The organism is Helicobacter pylori (genome assembly GCF_900120335.1).
GTDB classification, from domain to species: domain Bacteria; phylum Campylobacterota; class Campylobacteria; order Campylobacterales; family Helicobacteraceae; genus Helicobacter; species Helicobacter pylori_BU.
In genome coordinates, this window is record NZ_LT635477.1 from 1,285,114 (window position 1) to 1,306,937 (window position 21,824).

Consider the following 21,824-nt stretch of genomic DNA (forward strand, 5'->3'; position numbering starts at 1 on the left):
TTTATACCGCTCTAATGCGTCCATAAGCCCCAGAAAAGCCGGCCACTGAACCCTTTAGCACTAACACCATACTTTCTTTATCAAAAGAGAGCACCTCGTTTTGGCAAGTAACTAGCTCATTGCCATAATGCCCTGCCATTTTCCTACCCTTTTGCACTCTTCCTGGCCATTCTCTATTACCAATAGAACCAGGGCGGCGGTGGAATCGGCTCCCATGCGCTGCAGGCCCGCCTTGGAAATTCCAACGCTTCATCACCCCCGCAAAGCCTCTCCCCTTCGTTTTAAAACTCGCTTTAACCCTTTTAAGCGTTTCTAAAGCGCTCAAATCCAAATCGCCCAACTCTTGTTGTTGGGAAGCTTTTAAGGTGGCGAAGTGGTTAAACTCTTTGCTGAGCTGGTATTTCTTTTGCTGGCCTTCAATCGCCTTATTGTGTTTTTTATGCATCGCATAGGCCACTAAAGCTTTCCCGTTTTCTAGCTGGCACACTTTCGCTTGCAAAACTTTAAGCAAGGTTACAGGCGTGCTGTTAGCGTCAATGGTGCGGCTCATGCCTATCTTTTGAACTAAAAATTCCATATCTAACCCTTAATTTTATTATCTCAATGCGTTAGGACTACTTCGTTTCCATAGAAGTTACTTCTACATCCACTTCAGGAGCTAAATCCAACTTCATCAAGCTATCCACGGTTTCTGGGGTGGCCGAGATAATATCAATCAACCGGCTATAAACCCTAATCTCAAACTGCTCTCTTGAATCCTTATTGACATGCGGGGAGCGTAAAACGGTGTAACGCTTATTCTTAGTCGGTAAAGGGATAGGCCCTCTAATTTCAGAACCTGAACGCTTTACGGCTTCCACGATAGCCACAACAGATCGATCCAACACTCTATGGTCATAAGCTTTGAGCTTCAACCTGATTTTTTCCATAAACTCTCCTAAAAGAACTCGTTTTATCCATTGTCAAACGAATAAAACAATAAAATAAAAACTGAAATACTACTCAAAATGCGCCATTTAGTCAATAACTTTTGCTGTTTTTAGGGCTTTTTAGAGATTTTTACTTCCTTTTTATAAGGAAATATAAAAAAATGCGCTACGATTGTCTTAATCCAATCCCCTTTAAGGAAGTTCATGCCCCTTTCTTGCTTGCACCCTTTTGGGCCTTTTGAAACCCCTAAAGAGCCGGCTTTAAACAACCCGCTTTCAAACCCGCCTTCAAGCGATAAAATCTGTCTTTTAGGGCCGATGAAATCCGGTAAAACCACTTTCGCCCTCAAATTAGCGAAAAACTTTAAAAACCCTGTGTATCTCAATTACAATGACATGCGTTTGAACAAAAATACCCTAAAATCTTGGCTCTTAAAATGGCATTTGGAAAAGAAAATGGACTTGCTCATTTTAGACAATATAGAGCGCTTGGATTTCAGCCTGCCCAAGCTTCCCAAAATTATTCTTATCCCTAATTATTTAAGCCCCATAATGGAAAAAGATTTTAGCTTGCGCTATGCGTTAGGGTTGGATTTTAAAGAATACATTAGTTTTTTCAAGCCCAATACCCCTAAAAACACTCTGTTTAACCGCTTTTTAAGAGACGGCAACGCTTTAGATTCGCTTTTTATAGAAAACGAACAGGAAAAAATCCTAAAAAAACAAGAAAATGTCAAACTAGCCTTTCAAGCTTACGCCCCCTTAATGGCTAAAATCTGCACGCATCAATCTAAGTTTGTGAGCGCTTTTTATCTTTATACGCAATTCAAAAAAGAGCTGAAAACCTCTAAAGACACCCTCTATAAATTTTTACATGCGCTAGAAAAACAACGCACCCTTTTTTTAGTCCCTGATTTTGAAAGCCATAAAACCAAATTGTATTTGTGCGATTTTGCCTTGCCTTATAGCCTGACTCCTAGCCCCTCGCTTTTAAGCGTTTTTGAAAACATGGTTTTTTTGGAGCTTTACAAGCAATTCCCCCATTATGAGCTTTACTCCCATGATAACGGGATTTTTATCTTGCGCGAACATTCTACAAGCAAGCTCGCTCTCATCGCCCATGCTTTCCCCACGCCCCATTTTTTAGAAAAACAGCTTTCTTGGTGCCATGAGCATGGGTTTTTTAATATCGTGGTGGTTTCTATCAACGCCCCCATTTCAGCCAATAATCCCCCCTACAAACACCTCAATTTCATTGATTTTTCTTTGGATATTCAATCTATTTTGGTATAATAGTTATTAGTATTTATGTATTTATGTATTTATGTATTTATGTATTTATGTATTTAATATTATTACTAACATTTTTAAGTTATTATTACATATTTTTATTTTTTCTTAAGCTAACCCACTATAAGCTATCCTAGTATTTCGCTTTTTTGAGAAATACCACCTACCCTAAAAGCGTAGGGTGTTTTTAATATTTTTTATAGAAAGGAAGCTATAATGAACGCATTGAAAAAATTAAGTTTCTGCGCCTTGTTATCCTTAGGCCTCTTCGCTCAAACAGCGCATGCTGAGAGTTTAAAAGACACGATTAACTATCCTGATTGGCTTAAAATCAATCTTTTTGATGAAAAGAACCCGCCCAATCAATATGTCGGATCGGCTTCAATTTCTGGTAAAAGGAACGATTTTTATTCCAACTATATTCCCTATGATGACAAATTGCCCCCTGAAGAGAATGCTGAAAAAGTGGCTTTTTTAAGGGCTAAAATGAACGCTTACGGCTCGTTAGAAAGCGTTTTACTCTCTAAAATGCACAATCGCATTGTTAAAGCGCTTCAAGTTAAAAATAATGTTATCAGCCATTTATTCGGGCTTGTTGATTTTTTAACGTCTAAATCCATTTTAGCTAAAAGGTTCGTGGATACCACCAATCATCGTGTGTATGTCATGGTGCAATTCCCTTTCATTCAGCCTGAAGACTTAATCGCTTACTTTAAAGCCAAACGCATCAGTCTTTCTCCAGCGAGCGCTACCAATCTCAGCGCCCTTTTAAACAAGGCGTTATTCCACATCTAGGGGTTTGGTTTGAAATAATGAGCGGTTTTTAAGCGTGAAGCTATGCCGATGAAAAGGCGTAGCCCCTAGCTTAATGATCGCTTCTATATGTTGTTTAGTCCCATACCCGCAATTCTTATCCCAGCCGTATTCCTTAAACAAAGCGTGCAGTTCTAGCATTTCCCTGTCCTTAGCAGCTTTCGCCAAAACGGACGCCATAGCGATTTGAGCGATTGTTTCATCGCCCTTGATGATGGTTTGTATATGGGGGTATCGTTTATTCAAGCCAAACGCCGTGTTGCCGTCTATTTTTATTTCATCAGCTAAAGGGCAACCATTTTCTACAATTTCTTGAATAGCGAGCTTCAAACACGCCCCCAATCCCAAATGATCAATTTCATTCGCGCTTTTTTTAATCACGAAAAATCCCACCTCATCATGCGTTTTGATTTTATCTTCTAAGAAAAAGCGCTTTTTTTTGCTGAGCTTCTTGCTATCTTTAAGGCCCATTTTTAGAAATTCTAAAGCTGTTTTTTCATTACACACCACCCCAGCCACAAAAAGCGAACCGGCCAAACACCCCCTACCCGCTTCATCAATGCCTAGAGTCATTTATACGCAACCCAACCGGTATCAAAATTCCTACTCATGCGCTCCATGCGTTATCCTATTTTCTCTTATCTTCTTAATAAACTCTGTTAATTCTTTTTCAAAGTTTTTCACGCTTTTTCTGTCGCTTAGCGATGAGGGGATAGTCAAAGAATACGCCCCATCAGTTAGCTTGGCATGCTTGCTTCCAAGTCCCAAATAAAGGTTCAAATCTTTATTGCCATGCAACGCCTCTTTTAAGATCTTACGAATCTCTTTGCTATGAGTGGCTTCTTCAGGTTTCATCTCGCACGCCAACCCAAGGTTTCAAGCCTTAGGCCCGATCATCTTTTCAGGCACCACGAATTTGTCAAAGTCTTCAGCGCTCAAGAGTTTCAATTCCACCGCGCTTTCTTTTAAAGAAATGCCTTTTTTGTGGGCGTTTTTAGCGATTTTAGCGGCGTTTTCATAGCCCACATGCGGGTTAAGGGCGGTTACTAGCATTAAAGAATGGTGCAAGTAATAATCAATTTTTTCTCTATTGGGTTCAATACCGATTGCGCAATGGATATTGAAACTTTCCATGCTGTCGCTTAATAGCCTTAAACTTTGCAAGAAATTATAAATAATCACCGGCTTGAACACATTCAATTCAAAATTACCCTGACTGGCCGCAATGCCAATAGCGGTATCATTCCCCATCACTTGCACGGCCACCATTGTCATCGCTTCGCATTGCGTGGGGTTGACTTTACCAGGCATAATAGAACTGCCCGGCTCGTTTTCAGGGATATTAAGCTCGCCCAAACCACAGCGCGGCCCGCTCGCAAGCCATCTAATATCGTTAGCGATTTTCATTAAATTCGCCGCTAAAGCCTTAAAAGCCCCATGCGCATAAGCGATAGCGTCATGGCTAGTGAGCGCGTGGAATTTATTGGGCGCAGAGATGAATTTCACGCCGCTAAACTGGCTCAATTCTTCAGCCACTTTTTCGCTCAATTCCTTATGAGCGTTTAGCCCTGTGCCTACGGCAGTCCCGCCTATGGCTAATTCCCTTAAATGCTCCAAACTCTCTAAAATTTGTTGTTTAGAATGCTCTAACATGCTCGCATACCCACTAAATTCTTGCCCCAAAGTTAAAGGCGTAGCGTCTTGTAAATGCGTGCGTCCGATTTTGACAATCTCTTTAAATTGCTGGCTTTTGTCTTTAAAGGTTTTTAACAGATTCTCTAAACTAGGGAGCAGTTTGTGCGTGATTTCTAGCGCGCTCACAACATGCATTGCGGTAGGGAAAGTGTCGTTGGAGCTTTGAGACATGTTCACGTCATCGTTAGGGTGGATGAGTTTTTTCTCTCTAAAATTACCCCCTAAAATTTCGGTAGCCTTATTGGCAATGACTTCATTGAGGTTCATGTTCGTTTGAGTCCCGCTCCCTGTTTGCCATATCGCTAGGGGAAATTCGCCGCACAACTCGCCTTTTAAAATGCAATCGCACGCCTTGATAATGGCTTGCGATTTTTCCAGGCTCAATTTCCCTAACTTGTGGTTAACAACCGCTAAACTCCTTTTGAGTTTGGCAAACGCGCCAATGAGTTCTTTAGGCATTTTCTCAGTGCCGATCTTAAAGTTTTCAAGACTGCGTTGCGTTTGAGCCCCCCAATATTGGCTATCATCTACTTTGATTTCGCCCATCGTGTCATGTTCGATTCTAAATTGCATGCTAATCCTTTGAAATTTGATTTTAAAACCTTAAAAAAATAGCATAAACTTTTATACCTTCTACTTAAAAACCTTAATTTTTTAAAAACCATTTCCACAATTTTTACACAAAAGAGGGTTATCATTCGTTCGCAACAAGGACTTCCTTGTTATCTTATTTTAAAGGTCAAAACGATGAAAAAGTTAGCCGCTTTATTTTTAATAAGCGCGTTGGGGGTTATGAGTTTGAACGCATGGGAGCAAACCCTAAAAGCCAATGACTTGGAAGTGAAAATCAAATCCGTGGGCAACCCCATTAAAGGCGATAACACTTTTGTGCTTAGCCCCACTTTAAAAGGTAAGGCTTTAGAAAAAGCTATCGTTAGGGTGCAGTTTATGATGCCCGAAATGCCTGGCATGCCAGCGATGAAAGAAATGGCACAAGTGAGTGAAAAAAACGGCCTTTATAAAGCTAAAACCAATCTTTCCATGAACGGGACATGGCAGGTTAGGGTGGATATTAAATCCAAAGAAGGCAAAGTTTATCGCGCTAAAACAAGCCTGGATTTATGAGTGCATGCTGTCTTTTATAAGCGCGTTTGATAAAAGGGGTGTTTCAATACGCCTTTTAACAGCCTTGTTACTGCTTTTTAGTTTGGGTTTGGCTAAAGATTTAGAGATCCAAACTTTTGTGGCTAAATACCTTTCTAAAAATCAAAAAATACAAGCCTTACAAGAGCAAATTGACGCTTTAAATTCTCAAGAAAAAGTCGTTAGCAAATGGGATAACCCTATTTTGTATTTAGGCTACAACAACGCTAACGTGAGCGATTTTTTCAGGCTGGATAGCACCTTAATGCAAAACATGAGCTTGGGTTTGTCTCAAAAAGTGGATTTAAATGGTAAAAAACTCACGCAATCTAAAATGATCAATTTAGAAAAACAAAAAAAGATATTAGAGCTTAAAAAAATCAAGCAACAATTGGTGATTAATTTAATGATAAACGGCATTGAAAACTATAAAAACCAACAAGAAATAGAGCTTTTAAACACAGCGATTAAAAATTTAGAAAACACCCTCTATCAAGCCAACCATTCCAGTTCGCCCGATTTAATAGCGATCGCCAAGTTAGAAATTTTAAAATCGCAATTAGAAATCAAAAAAAACAATTTAGAAGAAGCGCTCTCTAGCAGCCATTATTCCATGGGTGAATTGACTTTTAAAGAAAACGAGATTTTAAGCATTGCCCCTAAAAATTTTGAATTCAATAACGAGCAAGAGCTATATAACATTAGCGCCACTAATTATGATATTGCGATCGCCAGGCTTGATGAAGAAAAAGCGCAAAAAGACATCACTTTGGCTAAAAAAAGCTTTTTAGAAGACATAAACGTTACTGGGGTGTATTATTTCCGCTCCAAACAATACTATAACTACGACATGTTTAGCGTCGCTTTGTCTATCCCTTTGCCTCTTTATGGCAAACAAGCCAAATTAGTGGAGCAAAAGAAAAAAGAAAGCTTGGTGTTTAAAAGCGAAGTGGAAAACACCAAAAATAAAACGCGCCACCTGGCCCTAAAACTCCTTAAAAAATTAGAAACCTTGCAAAAAAACCTGGAATCGATCAATAAAATTGTAAAACAGAATGAAAAAATCGCACAAATTTATGCGCTTGATTTGAAAACTAATGGCGATTACAACGCTTATTACAACGCTTTGAATGACAAAATCACTATGCAAATCACCCAGCTTGAAACCTTGAGCGCTCTAAATAGCGCTTATTTGTCCTTACAAAACCTCAAAGGATTAGAATGAAACGGCTTTTATTGTTAGCCTTGGCCCTCTTTTTTAGCCTCTCATGCGCTAACGCTCAAGAAATTAAAGAAACTCAAGAGACTAAAAAAACTAAAGAAACTAAAAGCCAAACCCGTTTTAACATTTCCACCACTAAGGTCATAGAAAAAGAATTTTCTCAAAGCCGGCGCTATTATGCGATTTTAGAGCCTAATGAAGCGCTGATTTTTTCTCAAACCCTGCGTTTTGATGGCTATGTGGAAAAGCTTTATGCGAATAAAACCTATACCCCCATTAAAAAGGGTGATAGGCTATTGAGCGTGTATTCCCCTGAATTAGCAAGCGTTCAAAGCGAATTGTTATCGTCATTGAAATTCAACCAGCAAGTGGGAGCGATTAAAGAAAAACTAAAACTATTGGGGCTAGAAAACTCCAGCATTGAAAAAATCATCAGCACTCATAAAGTCCAAAATGAAATGACTATTTACTCTCGTTTCAACGGCGTTATTTTTAAAAAAAGCCCGGATCTCAATGAGGGGAGCTTCATTAAAAAAGGGCAAGAGTTGTTTCAAATCATAGATTTAAGCCAATTGTGGGTGCTTGTTAAAGTCAATCAAGAGGATTTAGAGTTTTTAAAAAACACGCATAAAGCGATCTTGTTCGTAGAGGGGGTTAAAGGCAAGCAAGCAATCACACTTGAAAACATCAACCCCATCATCAACAAAGAAGATAAAATGCTAGAAGCGCGCTTCAATGTGCCTAATGTTAAACAGCTTTATTACCCTAACATGTTCGCTCAAGTGGAAATCTTTCAAAAACCACAAAAAATGAAGATTTTGCCTAAAGAAGCGGTTTTGATTAAGGGGGGGAGAGCTATCGTGTTTAAAAAAGACGATTTTGGCTTAAGCCCGTTAGAAATTAAAGCCGTCCGCTTGAGCGATGGGAGTTATGAAATTTTAGAGGGTTTAAAAGCGGGCGAAGAAGTCGCTAATAACGCTTTATTCGTGCTAGACGCTGACGCTCAAAACAATGGGGATTATTGAATGATAGAAAAAATCATTGATTTAAGCATTAAAAACAAACTCCTTACCACTTTAGTCACTCTACTCATTTTTTTAGCCTCTTTGTGGGCGATAAAAAGCGTCCGTTTAGACGCTTTGCCGGATTTAAGCCCCGCTCAAGTGGTCGTGCAAATCACTTACCCCAATCAAAGCCCTAAAATCGTGCAAGAGCAGGTTACTTACCCGCTAGTTTCTACTTTCATGAGTATCGCTAACATTGACACGGTTAGGGGGATTTCTAGCTATGAAAGCGGCTTGATTTACATCATTTTTAAAGACGGCGTCAATTTGTATTGGGCTAGGGATAGGGTTTTAGAGCAATTAAACCGAGTAGGCAATTTGCCTAAGGACGCTAAAGTGGAAATAGGGAGCGATTCCACTTCTATTGGCTGGGCGTATCAATACGCTCTATCTAGCGATAGCAAGAATTTAAGCGATTTGAAAGTCTTGCAAGATTTTTATTACCGCTATGCGCTTTTGGGGGTTGATGGGGTGAGTGAGGTCGCGAGCGTGGGGGGCTTTGTGAAAGATTATGAAGTAACGCTTCAAAACGATTCTTTAATCCGCTATAACTTGAGTTTAGAACAAGTCGCTAACGCGATTAAAAATTCCAATAACGATACCGGTGGGGGCGTTATTTTAGAAAACGGGTTTGAAAAAATCATAAGATCGCATGGCTATATCCAATCTTTGAAGGATTTAGAAGAAATTGTGGTTAAAAAAGAAGGGGCTATCCCTTTAAAAATCAAAGATATAGCGAGCGTTAGGCTAGCGCCCAAACCACGCCGAGGGGCAGCCAACCTTAATGGCGATAAGGAAGTGGTGGGCGGGATTGTCATGGTGCGCTATCACGCTGACACTTATAAGGTGCTTAAAGCCATTAAAGAAAAAATCGCTACCTTACAAGCGAGTAACCCTGATGTGAAAATCACCAGCGTGTATGACAGGAGCGAATTGATTGAAAAAGGCATTGACAATTTAATCCACACGCTCATAGAAGAAAGCGTCATTGTGCTAATCATTATTGCGATTTTTTTATTGCATTTCAGGAGCGCTTTAGTGGTGATTATCACTCTGCCTTTAAGCGTGTGCATCAGTTTCTTGCTCATGCGTTATTTCAATATTGAAGCGAGTATCATGAGTTTAGGGGGCATTGCGATCGCTATAGGGGCGATGGTGGATGCGGCGATTGTGATGGTAGAGAACGCCCACAAGCATCTGCAACGCATTGATACGAAAGATGAGATTCAAAGGGTTAATGCTATCATGCAAGGGGTTAAGCATGTGGGGGGCGCGATATTTTTTGCTTTAATGATTATTGTGGTTTCTTTCTTGCCTATTTTTGCACTCACCGGCCAAGAAGAAAAGCTTTTTGCCCCTTTAGCTTACACCAAAACCTTTGCCATGCTAGTAGGAGCCTTGCTTTCTATCACCATGGTCCCTATTTTAATGGTATGGCTCATTAAAGGGCGGATTTTAGAAGAGTCTAAAAACCCCATTAACGCTTTTTTCATGAAAATTTATGGCGTAAGCTTGAAGGTTGTGCTTAAGTTCAGATACGCTTTTTTAATAGCAAGCGTCCTGGGTTTAGGGGGCTTGTATGTATCATACAAAAAACTCAACTGGGAATTTATCCCCCAAATCAATGAAGGGGTAATAATGTATATGCCTGTAACCATTAATGGCGTGGGCATTGATACCGCTTTAGAATATTTGAAAAAAAGTAATAGCACTATCAAGCAACTGGATTTTGTCAAACAGGTTTTTGGTAAAGTGGGGCGCGCTAACACCAGCACCGATGCCGCCGGTTTAGGAATGATAGAAACCTACATTGAATTAAAGCCGCAAAACGAATGGAAAGAAAAGCTCAGCTATAAAGAAGTTAGGGACAAATTGGAAAAAACCCTACAATTAAAAGGCCTGACCAATTCATGGACTTACCCCATTCGTGGCAGAACGGACATGCTCTTAACCGGCATTAGAACACCCCTAGGCATCAAGCTCTATGGTAACGATACGGACAAATTACAAGAATTAGCGATCCTTATGGAGCAACAACTCAAAACCCTAAAAGAGAGTTTGTCCGTCTTTGCCGAGCGATCCAATAACGGCTACTACATCACGCTGGATTTGAACGATGAAAATCTGGCTCGTTATGGTATCAATAAAAACGCCGTGTTGGACACGATCAAATTCGCTTTGGGCGGAGCCACGCTCACGACCATGATTAAAGGCGTAGAAAGCTACCCTATTTCTTTACGCTTAGAAGACACCGATAGAGATACCATTGAAAAATTAAAAAACCTCTACATCAAAACCGCTTACAATTACATGCCCTTAAGGGAATTAGCCCATGTGTATTACGACAATTCGCCGGCGGTGTTAAAAAGCGAAAAGGGCTTGAACGTGAATTTTATCTATATTGTGCCACAAAATGGTATCAGCTCTGATACTTACAGGCAACTGGCTCAAAAAGCGCTAGAAAAGATCCAATTGCCCAGCGGGTATTATTATGAATTTAGTGGCGAAAGCCAGTATTTAGAAGAAGCGTTTAAAACCTTGCAATACATCGTGCCGGTGAGCGTGTTTATCATTTTTATTTTAATTGTCTTCGCGTTAAAGAATTTCACTAATTCCTTACTGTGCTTTTTCACTCTGCCTTTTGCGTTTTTGGGGGGGCTGATTTTTATGAATCTCATGGGCTTTAACATGAGCGTGGCGGCGTTAGTGGGCTTTTTAGCCCTTTTGGGGGTGGCGAGCGAAACGGCTATTGTGATGATCATTTATTTAGAAGACGCATTTCAAAAATTCATCAAAACCCCTTTAAAAGAGCGAACGACTGCCGCCTTAAAAGAGGCTATCATGCATGGGGCGGTGCTTAGGGTAAGGCCCAAGCTGATGACCTTTTTTAGTATTTTAGCTTCGCTCATTCCTATCATGTATAGCCATGGCACGGGTAGTGAGATCATGAAATCCATCGCTGCGCCCATGCTAGGGGGCATGATAAGCAGCGTTGTTTTAACGCTTTTTATTATCCCTACGGCGTATTTTGTGATTAAGAACGCTAGGATCAGGAAACATGAATATTAAAAAAAGCCTTTTCTAACGCATGGCTTTGGACTAAAACCATATAAAGAATGGTAGGGAGCGTGATGCTTAAAACAAACACCTTAAAAATGCGGTGTAAAAGGATAACGGATAAAAAAGCGGTGATTTCATTGATCCCATAAGGGGGTTTTAAAACGTGGATGTCTTTAAAACAATAAACCACGAGCATGCCTATCACTGAACATGACAAAGCCCTACCCAAATAACGCACAAAGTCGTTAGGCGGATTTTTAGAATTAAACACCATAAAAGGCCAAATGCGCGTGAAATAAGTCGTTATTATAATGACTAAAAGAATGAGTATAGAATGCATTAACATTCTAACTGCTTTCTAAACAAAATGAGGGCAAGCACCATTAAAACTAAAGCGATGAGCAAAAAGTATTCAGTCCCAAAGAGCGCCAAACAAACAACCGCAATAACGATCCCAAGCCATGCGTTTTTGTGGTTCGTGGTGCGTTTGTATTGCTCCATGAACAGCACGATAAAAATCGCCGTCATCACAAATTCCATGCCTTGAGTGTCAAAGGAAAAATGCGAACCCACTAACGAACCCACTAACGAGCCAAAAATCCAATAAGAGTGGTTGAGTAAGGAAATACTAAAAATGAAGTCTTTTTCGCTCACCCCCTCTTTAGGGGCGTATAAATTCAATAACGCAAAGGTTTCATCCGTGAGCGCATGCGCTAAATAGGGCAAACGCCATTTGGTGTTTTTAAATCGATCTAGCATAGAAAGCGCGTAACAAGTCTGCCTCGCATTCACTAACAAGCTCACAATAACGACATCCATCAAACTCGCTTGCGCGCTTAAAAGCGTGATCGCCACGAATTGCACCGCCCCAGCATAAATGAATAACGACATGAACAAAGCGACTTTATAATCATAACCTTGCTGGGCTAAAAGCATTCCAAAAGTCATTCCCATAAGCAAATACCCTAACAAAATAGAAATGGTATGAGGGAAAGCGTCTTTAAAAGCTTTTAGAAACTCGCGCACCAATAACCTTTTACTTAAACCAGTCTTTAATTTTAGAAACGCAAGTTTCTAAAACGTTTTTATGCGGTTCGCCTTCATAGCCAAAACTCGCATGCAATTTTTCCAACAACCCTTGCTGCTCTTTATTCAAACTTTTTGGATAAATCACTTGCAACTCCACGATCAAACTCCCCCTATAAGAGCTTTCAGGGTGTTTCACGCCCTCGTTTCTAAACACAAAAGCTTGTCTGTCCTTGGCGTTTCTAGGGATTTTTAATTCCAGTTCGCCTCCTCTTAAAGACGGCACTTTAATCGTATGCCCTAAAGCGATAGTGGTGAAAAACACCGGCGCTTCAATGAACAAATCACAGCCTTCGCGCTTGAAATGCTCATCTTCTTTGACTCGCGCTTCTAAATACAAATCCCCTCTTTTCCCTTTCTCGTATTCATTGCCCTTATTTTTAAGCACCATGCGGTTTTGATCATCAATGCCCTCAGGGATTATCGCATCAATTTCTTCATCTTTAAGAATGTAGGTTTTACCCTTACACGCTTGGCATGGGGTTTTAATGATCTTGCCCTTGCCTTTACATGCCCCACAAGTTTGAGCGAAACTCATAAAACCTTGACGCATGAACACCTGCCCCTGCCCACTGCATTGTTTGCAAGTCTCTAGGGCTTTATCTTGAGCGCCCGTGCCATCGCAACTTTCACAAACGCTTTGGTATTGGGCTTTAATCGTTTTTTTACAGCCAAAAACCGCCTCTTTAAAACTCAATTCAATGGTTTGCAAATAATCCGGTGCGATAGAGCTTTTTTGCCTTTTACTCCCCCTAGCGCTAAACCCAAAAGCGTCTTCAAAAAACGAGCCTAAATCTTCAAAAAAATCAGAAAAATCGCTCTGACTCGCGCCGGCTTGGTTTAAGCCTTTTTTACCATACCTGTCGTATAAGGCCCGCTTCTTTTCATCGCTTAGCACCCCATAGGCTTCATTGATGAGCTTGAATTTTTCTTCGGCTTCTTTATCGCCGGCGTTTCGGTCCGGGTGGTATTTTAAAGCCAGCTTTCTGTAAGACTTTTTAATGGTCTCTTGGTTGCTGTGTTTTTCCACTTCTAAAATTTCATAATAACTCAATTCCACGATCGCTCCAAAAATGGCATCAAAACGCTTATTCTATCTTAAAAGCGATAATTTTGCGTGTTTTGGTGCATGCCAAAACTTAGATAAAATAATACGATGAAATCATAATAATAAAGACAACCCCATGAGATTTTTTTGCCTTTTCTTATTTTCTCTAACCTTTTCAAACGCGCAGATAATGATGACCTTTGATTCCCAAACTAACGCCAAACTTTCGCGCTCTAACGAACAGCTTTCTGACATGCTCTATAAACTCAATGAAAGTTTAAGAATCTATCAAAACGTGCTTTCTAACAACCAGGATCAACTTAAAGAAATCAAAAAGGCTAACAACACCCTGAATAGCCAAAGGCGTTTTTTTAACGCCAGCCAGATCCGCCTTATGGACACTGATGCGTTATTGAAACAAAGCGCTTTGGAATTAGAAAAATTACAAGCTTTAGAAAAACGCTTAAAAGAGAAAATGAATCAAGAACGCTCAATAGAAGAATCTCAAGTGCTTTTTTTGCAAGAGCATTGCCCTTATTTGAGCGGCGTTAAGAATTTAGAAGAAGCGTCAAACGCTTTAGAAGTCCAAGAAAAAAACAACGCCCTTTTCTTACTCAAAGAGCCTAAACTCGCCCAATTGCTCTCGCAATTGGATTTGATGAGCGCTTTAAACGCCTTATGCGATCAGGTTTTAGAAAATGAAATACAGGATCAACAATCCCATAACAAAACCCTAGAATACAACGCCCTCATGAACCATGATTTTCAAGCCTATAAAGCCATGCGTTTGAAAAAATTTAAAAACAAGCTTCAAAGCCAAATCCAAGCTAAAGAAGACGCCCTAAAAACCTTTTTACCCCTAGAAAAACGCCTAGAAACTTTAAAATCGCGCTTTTTATGCGACAAAGAAAACCTCAAATCATGCGCTAACCAATTACAGCAACGCTACCAAAACGCCCTAATAGAGCGAGATAAGGAATTAAAAAACGCTAAAAACAACAAAGAAAAGCATGCTTTAATCTTAGCCAATTACGAACACACTTTAAAAACCTTGAATATAGAATTTTTAAGCGAATTGAGTGAGCAAATGGCGTTTTTGAATGAAACCATGGCGTTAAACGCCCAAGTTTTAGCCCTTTTAGCCAAACAGCATGCCAAAACGCCAAAGCCTTCCAATTTGAGCGGCGATTTGAGCGATAAAAAGGCTTCCATTAAAAGTATCCGCCTAGATCCGCATGGATTCCCTAGCTTTGAAAATTTTAAGCGGGAGTGAGTTAAAAAAGCGATCAATCAGGCTATGAGCGCAAAAAGCCCTAAACGATCACGCCTCCGCCAAGCAAGATGTCATCTTGATAAACCACTAAAGCTTGCCCTTTAGCCACGCCATAAAAAGGCTCTTTAAACTCCACTTCAATCATTTGATCTTTCAGGCTCACAAACGCTTTAGCAGGCACGCTCCTGTAACGAGCCTTGATAAAATATTCGCCACTTTTAAAATCTTTCATCAAAGACTTGTTTTTAGCCTTAAGCGAATGCGTGGCTAAATCTTCTTTTTTGCCCACGACTAGCTCGTTCTTTTTAGCGTCAATCCCCACCACAAAATGCGGTTCTAACGCCCCCTTAATGTTAAAGCCTTTGCGTTTGCCAATCGTGTATTGCATATAGCCTTTATGCGTGCCAATGATTTCGCCTTGTAAATTCTTCACCACGCCCTCTTTTTCCACTTCAACATGCTTTTTTAAAGTGTCAATGTAGCTTTTTTCCACAAAGCAGATTTCTTGAGATTCCTTATAAGTCTCTAGAGTGCCTAAAAAAGGCATCGCATTCAAGGCTAAAGGCTTAATATCCTTTTTTAACAAATCCCCTAAAGGGAACACCAATCTAGCGATGACTTCATGCTCTAAAGCGTATAAAAAATAGCTCTGATCTTTAGTTTTATCCACAGCTTCTTGAATATAGCTTACCTTGTCAATTTCTTTGACTCTCGCATAATGCCCGGTAGCGATCTTTTCACACCCTAATTTTAAAGCGTGATCTAAAGCTAATCCAAACTTCATTAAAGGGTTGCACAACGCGCATGGGTTAGGGGTTTGCCCCTCTTCATAAGCGCTGATAAATTCATCATAAACCGCGCTTTTAAAATCCTTTTGAAAATCCAACACCTCTAAAGGGATGCCTAAAAACTCGCACGCTTTTTGAGCGTTTTTGATGTATAAATCATGCTTTTTTTCACTCGCATGGAGTTTTAAATAAATCCCCACTAATTCATGCCCTTGCTCTTTTAAGCTATAAGCGCTATAAGAGCTATCCACCCCCCCACTGAGTAATACCGCTATTTTCATTTTTGTATCTTTCATTATTAGTATGTGGCTTGTAGTCTAGCGCAAAAACCATTCATAACTACCCTTTTTAACCATTGGCATGCTAAAATACGCCTAATATTTTTTAAAACCACCTAAAAACGCATGGAGAAATAAGGGTAATGGGCAAAATTGAATTGTTAGCCAAATTCACGCAAATCGCGCTCCCTAACAACCACCCTTTATTGAAAAAAGTTTTACACTACGCCAAAAAACATTTCAGCCAATGCCACATGCTCTCTTCATCGCTACTCATTTTAAACGACACGGAATGTTTTAAAAAAAACTACTTGCTCAACTGGGTTTATCATGCCCTTGAATGCGCGCATGAAAAAGACATTAGCCCGTATTCTTTAGAAGAGATTTTACAAAAAAGCCGCTTGCCCATACGCATCAAAATCATCAATCAAAACACGCTTTTAGAAAAGATAGAAGTGAAAGTTTTAACCTTTGGGGCAGAATACGCGCTCTTTATCACCAAACACCCTATCGCTAAGCGCTTTTTACGCCAGAAATTTAGCGGCTATGTGTTTTTAGAAACCCAAGATGAATTGCATATAAGAGGCGATTCAGAGCGTTTTTGGGAACTCATTTTAACGCTCAATGAAAATAGAATCGTCCATAACGCATGCTTAGATTTCATCTACCCTAATGGCTTTGGCAAGGACAGCTACACCACTATGGCTGAACGCAAATTAAAAGAATGCTATAAAACGCTAGGGTTTATCAAGCATGAAAATTTCAGCGAAGTCAAAAAGCGCTATTTAGAATTGGCTAAAACCTACCACCCTGATTTATGCGATCTGAAAGAAAAAAAGGCTCTTTATGCCAAACGCTTCGCTATCATTCAAGAGGCGTATCGCCACATTAAAAAACACGCTTAAACCCCTAAACTGGCCCTAATCGCGCTAGAAGAAATCGGCGCGTCAATGCCCTTTAAAGGGTGGTAATGTCCCTTAAATTGGATCTCTTCATAACCAATCCTTTCAAAAACCACTAATTCCACCCTTTTTAAAAGCTCTTTAGCGTTAGTCCAAGAAGAAAGATGCCTTAAACAATCCGCTCCTATGACTAAATAAAGCGTTTTAGGGCGATAGAGTTTTTGAAAAAAAATCACGCTTTCTATCGTAGGCACAGCCCTTTCTTGCTTGATTTCAAAATCGCTCAATAACACCCTAGGCATTCCCTTTAAGGCTAATTCCAATTCCTTAAAACGGGTTTTTGCGTCCAAAAAACATGGCTTTTTGAAAGGGTTTTGATAAGCGGGCAAGACAATGAGCTTAACAAATGGCAATAGTTCCAAAGTTTGATCAATAATAGCTAAATGAGCCTTGTGTAAGGGATCAAAACTCCCTCCATAGAGCGCTAATTCTTTGTATTCTAACACGCTATTCATTGTATTCAAAGCTAGACGCCTTAGTCAATTTAGCGAATTTAACCCCCCTAAGCCCCCCGATTTCTAATTGCAAGCGTTGGATTTCAAGCGAATTGCCTTGTAAAATGATCGTCTCCAAACAATTATGCTCGTCCATATGAATGTGCGTGGTGCATAAAACATGCGTCCCGCTGGCATGCTGAATGTCTATCATGCGCTGGTTCAATTCCCTTTGGTGGTGGTCATAAATCACCACAAGCACGGCGATCTTGATCTCATTACTAGGATCATCTTCTGCCCAATTGTCTTCTACTAATTTTTCTCTGATCATGTCGCGCACTAATTCTGAGCGAGAAGAATAGCCGTTTTTAATGATGCGGTTGTCTAATTCGTCCAATAAATTTTGTTGTAAAGAAACCGAAAAGCGGATGATTGAATCGTCTTTGTGGTGTGTATCCATTTGAGAAAAATCCTTTTTTGGCATGAGTCTATTAAAAGCCGCTCATGCTAGTATGATTGAATTAATTTAAAATGAACAATTATAATACAAACTGGATTTAAATAATTGGTCATAAGACACTAATTTATAGCGTTTGAATTTAATTACAATTACTAGGTTAATTATCATTGACTTATTATTATTAAAACAATATAATCAACAATCCAACATTCCTTTATCATTTTTAGGGGATTATGCGAATTGGTGTTTCTTAGAGCGTTACCCTAGAACGGCTTACTTTAGTTTTAGGGGAGTTATTTGATTATAGACAAAAGGAGTTTTTATGGGCGGTTTTTCAATGGCAATGTTGAAAGATTATGTGGACGTGTTTGTTTTTGCGGTGCTTGGCGTGGCGAGTTTTTTAGCTTTGTGGTTTGTGATTGAAAGGATTATTTTTTATTCCAAAGTCAATTTGAAGGCTTATGATGATATAGACGCCCTAAATTTGGATTTAACCAAGAATCTAACCATTCTCTATGTGATTTATTCTAACGCGCCTTATGTGGGCTTATTAGGGACGGTTTTAGGGATCATGGTGATTTTCTATGACATGGGCGTGAGCGGCGGGATGGACGCTAAAACGATCATGGTAGGTTTGTCTTTGGCTTTAAAAGCGACCGCTCTTGGGCTTGCTGTGGCGATCCCCACTTTGATCGCTTATAATAGCTTATTGAGAAAATCCGATGTGTTGAGTGAAAAATTCAGGATCATGAAAAAATGAAAAGCATCAGAAGAGGCGATGGGCTGAATGTTGTCCCTTTCATTGATATTATGCTCGTTTTGCTAGCGATTGTGTTAAGCATTTCTACTTTTATCGCGCAAGGTAAGATTAAAGTCAGTCTCCCTAACGCTAAAAACGCAGAAAAATCCCAGCCAAACGATCAAAAAGTGGTGGTCATCTCTGTGGATGAGCATGACAATATTTTCGTAGATGACAAACCGACGAATTTAGAAGCTTTGAGCGCTGTAGTCAAACAAACAGACCCTAAAACCCTTATAGATTTAAAAAGCGACAAAAGCTCTCGTTTTGAAACTTTTATCAGCATTATGGATATTTTAAAAGAGCATAATCATGAAAATTTCTCCATCTCCACGCAAGCTCAGTAAAGTTTCAACGAGTGTTAGCTTTTTAATCTCTTTTGCCCTATACGCTATAGGGTTTGGCTATTTTTTACTGCGCGAAGACGCCCCAGAGCCTTTAGCGCAAGCTGGGACCACTAAGGTTACCATGAGTTTAGCCAGCATTAACACCAATTCTAAAGTGAAGACGAATGCCGAATCCGCTAAACCCAAAGAAGAGCCTAAAGAAAAACCCAAGAAAGAAGAGCCAAAAAAAGAAGTAACAAAGCCTAAACCTAAACCCAAACCCAAACCCAAACCTAAGCCTAAACCCAAACCTGAGCCAAAACCCAAGCCAAAACCAGAGCCAAAACCTGAACCTAAAGTTGAAGAACCTAAGAAAGAAGAGCCTAAAGAAGAACCCAAGAAAGAAGAAGCTAAAGAGGAAGCTAAAGAAAAGAACGCTCCTAAACAAGTAACGACTAAAGATATAGTCAAAGAAAAAGACAAACAAGAAGAATCCAACAAAACCTCTGAGGGTGCAACTTCTGAAGCTCAAGCGTATAACCCAGGGGTGAGCAACGAATTTTTAATGAAGATCCAAACCGCTATTTCTTCTAAGAACCGCTACCCCAAAATGGCGCAAATTAGGGGCATTGAGGGCGAAGTGTTAGTGAGCTTTACAATCAATGCTGATGGGAGCGTTACAGACATTAAAGTCGTCAAAAGCAACACGACAGATATTTTAAACCATGCGGCTTTAGAGGCCATTAAGAGCGCGGCGTATTTGTTCCCTAAACCAGACGAAACCGTGCATCTAAAAATCCCTATCGCTTATAGCTTGAAAGAAGACTGATTAGCCTTTCTTTTAAAGGCGATTCAAGCCTTAAAAGCCGGGTCAAAGTCCCCATTTTTCCCAATTTTTACAAAAAAAAAAAAAAACAAAATCTCTAAAATTTAGCACTAAATTTAGTTAAAATTCCATTTATTACTTATAATACGAAGTTTCTTTGTATCAAAGAAAAATCTAATAAAAGGAGAAAACATGAAAACCAAAAAATCCCTCTTACTCTCTCTTTCTCTCATGGCTTCATTATCAAGGGCTGAAGACGACGGATTTTACATGAGCGTGGGCTATCAGATCGGTGAAGCGGTTCAACAAGTGAAAAACACGGGAGCACTACAAAATCTTGCGGACAGATACGATAACTTGAGCAACCTTTTAAACCAATACAATTACCTTAACTCCTTAGTCAATCTAGCCAGCACACCCAGTGCGATCACAAGCGCGATTGACAATTTAAGCTCAAGCGCGATCAACCTCACTAGCGCTACCACCACTTCCCCCGCCTATCAAGCTGTGGCTTTAGCGCTCAACGCCGCTGTGGGCATGTGGCAAGTCATAGCCTTTGGGATCAGCTGCGGCCCTGGCCCCAATCTTGGCCCAGAACATTTAGAAAATGGGGGCGTTCGATCGTTTGACAACACGCCAAACTACAGCTACAACACCGGTAGCGGAACGACCACCACCACTTGTAATGGGGCTAGTAATGTAGGGCCCAATGGTATTCTATCTAGCAGTGAATACCAGGTTCTCAATACCGCTTATCAAACCATTCAAACCGCTTTAAACCAAAACCAAGGGGGCGGAATGCCTGCCTTGAACGGCTCTAAAAATATGGTAGTCAATATCAATCAGACTTTCACAAGAAACCCTACAACAGAATACACTTACCCCGATGGGAATGGCAATTATTATTCAGGCGGGACTCCACTCCCAATCCAGCTAAAGATTAGCAGCGTCAATGACGCTGAAAACCTTTTACAGCAAGCCGCTACTATCATCAATGTCCTTACCACCCAAAACCCGCATGTGAATGGTGGCGGTGGGGCATGGGGTTTTGGCGGCAAGACCGGGAATGTGATGGATATTTTTGGCCCTTCTTTTAACGCTATTAACGAGATGATCAAAAACGCTCAAGCCGTTTTAGAAAAAACCAAACAGCTCAACGCTAATGAAAATACCCAAATCACGCAACCAGACAATTTCAACCCCTACACTTCTAAAGACAAAGGGTTCGCTCAAGAAATGCTCAATAGAGCTAACGCTCAAGCAGAGATTTTAAATTTAGCTAAGCAAGTTGCGGACAATTTCCATAGCATTCAAGGGCCTATCCAACAAGATCTAGAAGAATGCACCGCAGGATCAGCTGGCGTGATTAACGACAACACTTATGGTTCAGGTTGCGCGTTTGTGAAAGAAACTTTAAACTCTTTGGAGCAACACACCGCTTATTATGGCAACCAGGTCAATCAGGATAGGGCTTTATCTCAAACCATTTTGAATTTTAAAGAAGCCCTTAACACTTTAGGGAAAGATTCTACAGCAATCAATAGCGGTATTTCTAATTTGCCTAACGCTAAATCTCTTCAAAACATGACGCACTCCACTCAAAACCCTAATTCCCCAGAAGGTTTGCTCACTTATTCTTTAAATGCAGACAAATACAGCCAACTCCAAACCACCGTGCAAGAATTAGGCAAAAACCCTTTCAGGCGCTTTGGCATGATCAGTTCTCAAACCAATAACGGGGCGATGAATGGGATCGGCGTGCAAGCGGGTTATAAGCAATTCTTTGGCAAAAAAAGGAATTGGGGGTTAAGGTATTATGGTTTCTTTGATTACAACCATGCGTTCATTAAATCTAGCTTTTTCAACTCGGCTTCTGACGTGTGGACTTATGGAGTGGGTATGGACGCTCTTTATAACTTTATCAACGATAAAAACACCAACTTTTTAGGCAAGAATAACAAACTCTCCGTGGGGCTTTTTGGTGGTTTCGCACTAGCCGGGACTTCGTGGCTTAATTCTGAATTCGTGAATTTGAACATGGTGGGCAATATCTATAGCGCTAAGATGAATGTGGCTAATTTCCAATTTTTATTCAATTTAGGCTTGAGAATGAACCTCGCTAGGCCTAAGAAAAAAGACAGCGATCATGCCGCTCAGCATGGCATGGAATTGGGCGTGAAAATCCCTACCATTAACACAGATTATTACTCTTTCATGGGGGCTGAACTCAAATACAGAAGGCTCTATAGCGTGTATCTCAATTATGTGTTTGCGTATTGAAGATTCTCTTTAAACCTCTCTTTTTTGGGGAGTGTTGCAAAATGCCCC

At 40.2% G+C, this 21,824-nt stretch carries 23 protein-coding genes; 12 read left to right on the plus strand and 11 right to left on the minus strand.

The window, feature by feature from the left end:
• Position 1 precedes the first annotated feature (1 nt).
• Both rplC and rpsJ read right to left on the minus strand, forming a co-directional pair.
• Positions 2–577 (minus strand): 50S ribosomal protein L3, encoded by a 576-nt coding sequence (gene rplC, locus CS889_RS06350; protein WP_000395323.1) that lies wholly within the window; start codon positions 575–577, stop codon positions 2–4.
• A gap of 37 nt (positions 578–614) precedes the next feature.
• Positions 615–929, minus strand: coding sequence for a 30S ribosomal protein S10 (rpsJ, locus tag CS889_RS06355; protein WP_000411561.1), 315 nt, complete (start codon positions 927–929; stop codon positions 615–617).
• A gap of 204 nt (positions 930–1,133) precedes the next feature.
• Here rpsJ and CS889_RS06360 point away from each other — a divergent pair, with 204 nt between their 5' ends.
• Positions 1,134–2,222 carry an AAA family ATPase gene (locus tag CS889_RS06360; protein WP_089087160.1) on the plus strand — a complete coding sequence of 363 codons (1,089 nt, stop codon included), beginning with the start codon at positions 1,134–1,136 and terminating at the stop codon, positions 2,220–2,222.
• Positions 2,223–2,435: 213 nt separating this feature from the next.
• On the plus strand, positions 2,436–3,014 hold the full coding sequence (locus tag CS889_RS06365; protein WP_089087161.1) for a hypothetical protein: 579 nt from the start codon (positions 2,436–2,438) through the stop codon (positions 3,012–3,014).
• Here CS889_RS06365 and CS889_RS06370 read toward each other — a convergent pair.
• From CS889_RS06370 to fumC, 3 genes are read right to left on the minus strand one after another with little or no spacing between them, the layout of a single operon-like run.
• Complete coding sequence (locus CS889_RS06370; RefSeq protein WP_089087162.1) at positions 3,000–3,605, minus strand: ribonuclease HII; 606 nt, start codon at positions 3,603–3,605, stop codon at positions 3,000–3,002. The two genes, CS889_RS06365 and CS889_RS06370, sit on opposite strands and share 15 nt — an antisense overlap.
• Before the next feature lie 30 nt (positions 3,606–3,635).
• Positions 3,636–3,887, minus strand: a complete 252-nt coding sequence (locus CS889_RS06375; RefSeq protein WP_089087163.1) for a hypothetical protein — start codon at positions 3,885–3,887, stop codon at positions 3,636–3,638.
• 21 nt (positions 3,888–3,908) lie between these two features.
• Positions 3,909–5,300, minus strand: a complete 1,392-nt coding sequence (fumC, locus tag CS889_RS06380; protein WP_089087164.1) for a class II fumarate hydratase — start codon at positions 5,298–5,300, stop codon at positions 3,909–3,911.
• 174 nt (positions 5,301–5,474) lie between these two features.
• Here fumC and crdA point away from each other — a divergent pair, with 174 nt between their 5' ends.
• The 4 genes from crdA to CS889_RS06405 are packed head-to-tail and all read left to right on the plus strand — an operon-like array spanning position 5,475 to position 11,225.
• A complete protein-coding gene (gene crdA / locus CS889_RS06390) occupies positions 5,475–5,852 on the plus strand; it encodes a copper resistance determinant CrdA (protein ID WP_089087165.1) in 378 nt (125 codons plus the stop codon).
• A gap of 4 nt (positions 5,853–5,856) precedes the next feature.
• A complete protein-coding gene (gene crdB, locus CS889_RS06395; protein WP_089087166.1) occupies positions 5,857–7,095 on the plus strand; it encodes a copper resistance outer membrane protein CrdB in 1,239 nt (412 codons plus the stop codon).
• A complete protein-coding gene (locus CS889_RS06400; RefSeq protein ID WP_089087167.1) occupies positions 7,092–8,117 on the plus strand; it encodes an efflux RND transporter periplasmic adaptor subunit in 1,026 nt (341 codons plus the stop codon). The genes crdB and CS889_RS06400 overlap by 4 nt, the downstream gene beginning before the upstream one ends.
• Complete coding sequence (locus CS889_RS06405) at positions 8,118–11,225, plus strand: efflux RND transporter permease subunit (RefSeq protein ID WP_089087168.1); 3,108 nt, start codon at positions 8,118–8,120, stop codon at positions 11,223–11,225.
• Here CS889_RS06405 and CS889_RS06410 read toward each other — a convergent pair.
• Genes CS889_RS06410 through dnaJ form a run of 3 tightly spaced genes read right to left on the minus strand, consistent with a single transcriptional unit; the run spans position 11,206 to position 13,362 of the window.
• A complete protein-coding gene (locus tag CS889_RS06410) occupies positions 11,206–11,562 on the minus strand; it encodes a branched-chain amino acid transporter permease (RefSeq protein ID WP_000928589.1) in 357 nt (118 codons plus the stop codon). The two genes, CS889_RS06405 and CS889_RS06410, sit on opposite strands and share 20 nt — an antisense overlap.
• A complete protein-coding gene (azlC, locus tag CS889_RS06415; protein WP_089087169.1) occupies positions 11,556–12,242 on the minus strand; it encodes an azaleucine resistance protein AzlC in 687 nt (228 codons plus the stop codon). Before azlC ends, CS889_RS06410 begins: the two co-directional genes overlap by 7 nt.
• Before the next feature lie 10 nt (positions 12,243–12,252).
• Positions 12,253–13,362, minus strand: coding sequence for a molecular chaperone DnaJ (gene dnaJ, locus CS889_RS06420; RefSeq protein ID WP_089087170.1), 1,110 nt, complete (start codon positions 13,360–13,362; stop codon positions 12,253–12,255).
• 178 nt (positions 13,363–13,540) lie between these two features.
• On the opposite strand from dnaJ, the gene CS889_RS06425 reads away from it, so the two are divergent.
• Positions 13,541–14,623, plus strand: coding sequence for a hypothetical protein (locus CS889_RS06425; protein WP_172825129.1), 1,083 nt, complete (start codon positions 13,541–13,543; stop codon positions 14,621–14,623).
• A gap of 40 nt (positions 14,624–14,663) precedes the next feature.
• Here the strand turns inward: CS889_RS06425 and mnmA are convergent, their stop codons facing one another.
• Positions 14,664–15,692, minus strand: coding sequence for a tRNA 2-thiouridine(34) synthase MnmA (mnmA, locus tag CS889_RS06430; RefSeq protein ID WP_089087172.1), 1,029 nt, complete (start codon positions 15,690–15,692; stop codon positions 14,664–14,666).
• Between the two features lie 140 nt (positions 15,693–15,832).
• On the opposite strand from mnmA, the gene CS889_RS06435 reads away from it, so the two are divergent.
• Positions 15,833–16,594: a J domain-containing protein gene (locus CS889_RS06435; RefSeq protein WP_089087173.1), complete on the plus strand. Its 762-nt coding sequence runs from the start codon at positions 15,833–15,835 to the stop codon at positions 16,592–16,594.
• On the opposite strand, the gene nadD is transcribed toward CS889_RS06435, so the two are convergent.
• Positions 16,591–17,106, minus strand: a complete 516-nt coding sequence (nadD, locus tag CS889_RS06440; protein WP_172825157.1) for a nicotinate (nicotinamide) nucleotide adenylyltransferase — start codon at positions 17,104–17,106, stop codon at positions 16,591–16,593. The two genes, CS889_RS06435 and nadD, sit on opposite strands and share 4 nt — an antisense overlap.
• Positions 17,099–17,545, minus strand: coding sequence for a nickel-responsive transcriptional regulator NikR (nikR, locus tag CS889_RS06445; protein WP_089087175.1), 447 nt, complete (start codon positions 17,543–17,545; stop codon positions 17,099–17,101). The genes nadD and nikR overlap by 8 nt, the downstream gene beginning before the upstream one ends.
• Positions 17,546–17,867: 322 nt before the next feature.
• Here nikR and exbB point away from each other — a divergent pair, with 322 nt between their 5' ends.
• The 4 genes from exbB to CS889_RS06465 all read left to right on the plus strand — a co-directional run bounded on the left by exbB (position 17,868) and on the right by CS889_RS06465 (position 21,776).
• Positions 17,868–18,305: a TonB-system energizer ExbB gene (gene exbB / locus CS889_RS06450; protein ID WP_000508552.1), complete on the plus strand. Its 438-nt coding sequence runs from the start codon at positions 17,868–17,870 to the stop codon at positions 18,303–18,305.
• Positions 18,302–18,691, plus strand: a complete 390-nt coding sequence (exbD, locus tag CS889_RS06455; RefSeq protein WP_000836356.1) for a TonB system transport protein ExbD — start codon at positions 18,302–18,304, stop codon at positions 18,689–18,691. The genes exbB and exbD overlap by 4 nt, the downstream gene beginning before the upstream one ends.
• Positions 18,657–19,499, plus strand: coding sequence for an energy transducer TonB family protein (locus tag CS889_RS06460; RefSeq protein WP_089087176.1), 843 nt, complete (start codon positions 18,657–18,659; stop codon positions 19,497–19,499). The genes exbD and CS889_RS06460 overlap by 35 nt, the downstream gene beginning before the upstream one ends.
• 189 nt (positions 19,500–19,688) lie before the next feature.
• Entirely contained in the window at positions 19,689–21,776 is a 2,088-nt protein-coding gene (locus CS889_RS06465; RefSeq protein ID WP_089087177.1) for an outer membrane protein, read from the plus strand.
• Positions 21,777–21,824 lie beyond the last annotated feature (48 nt).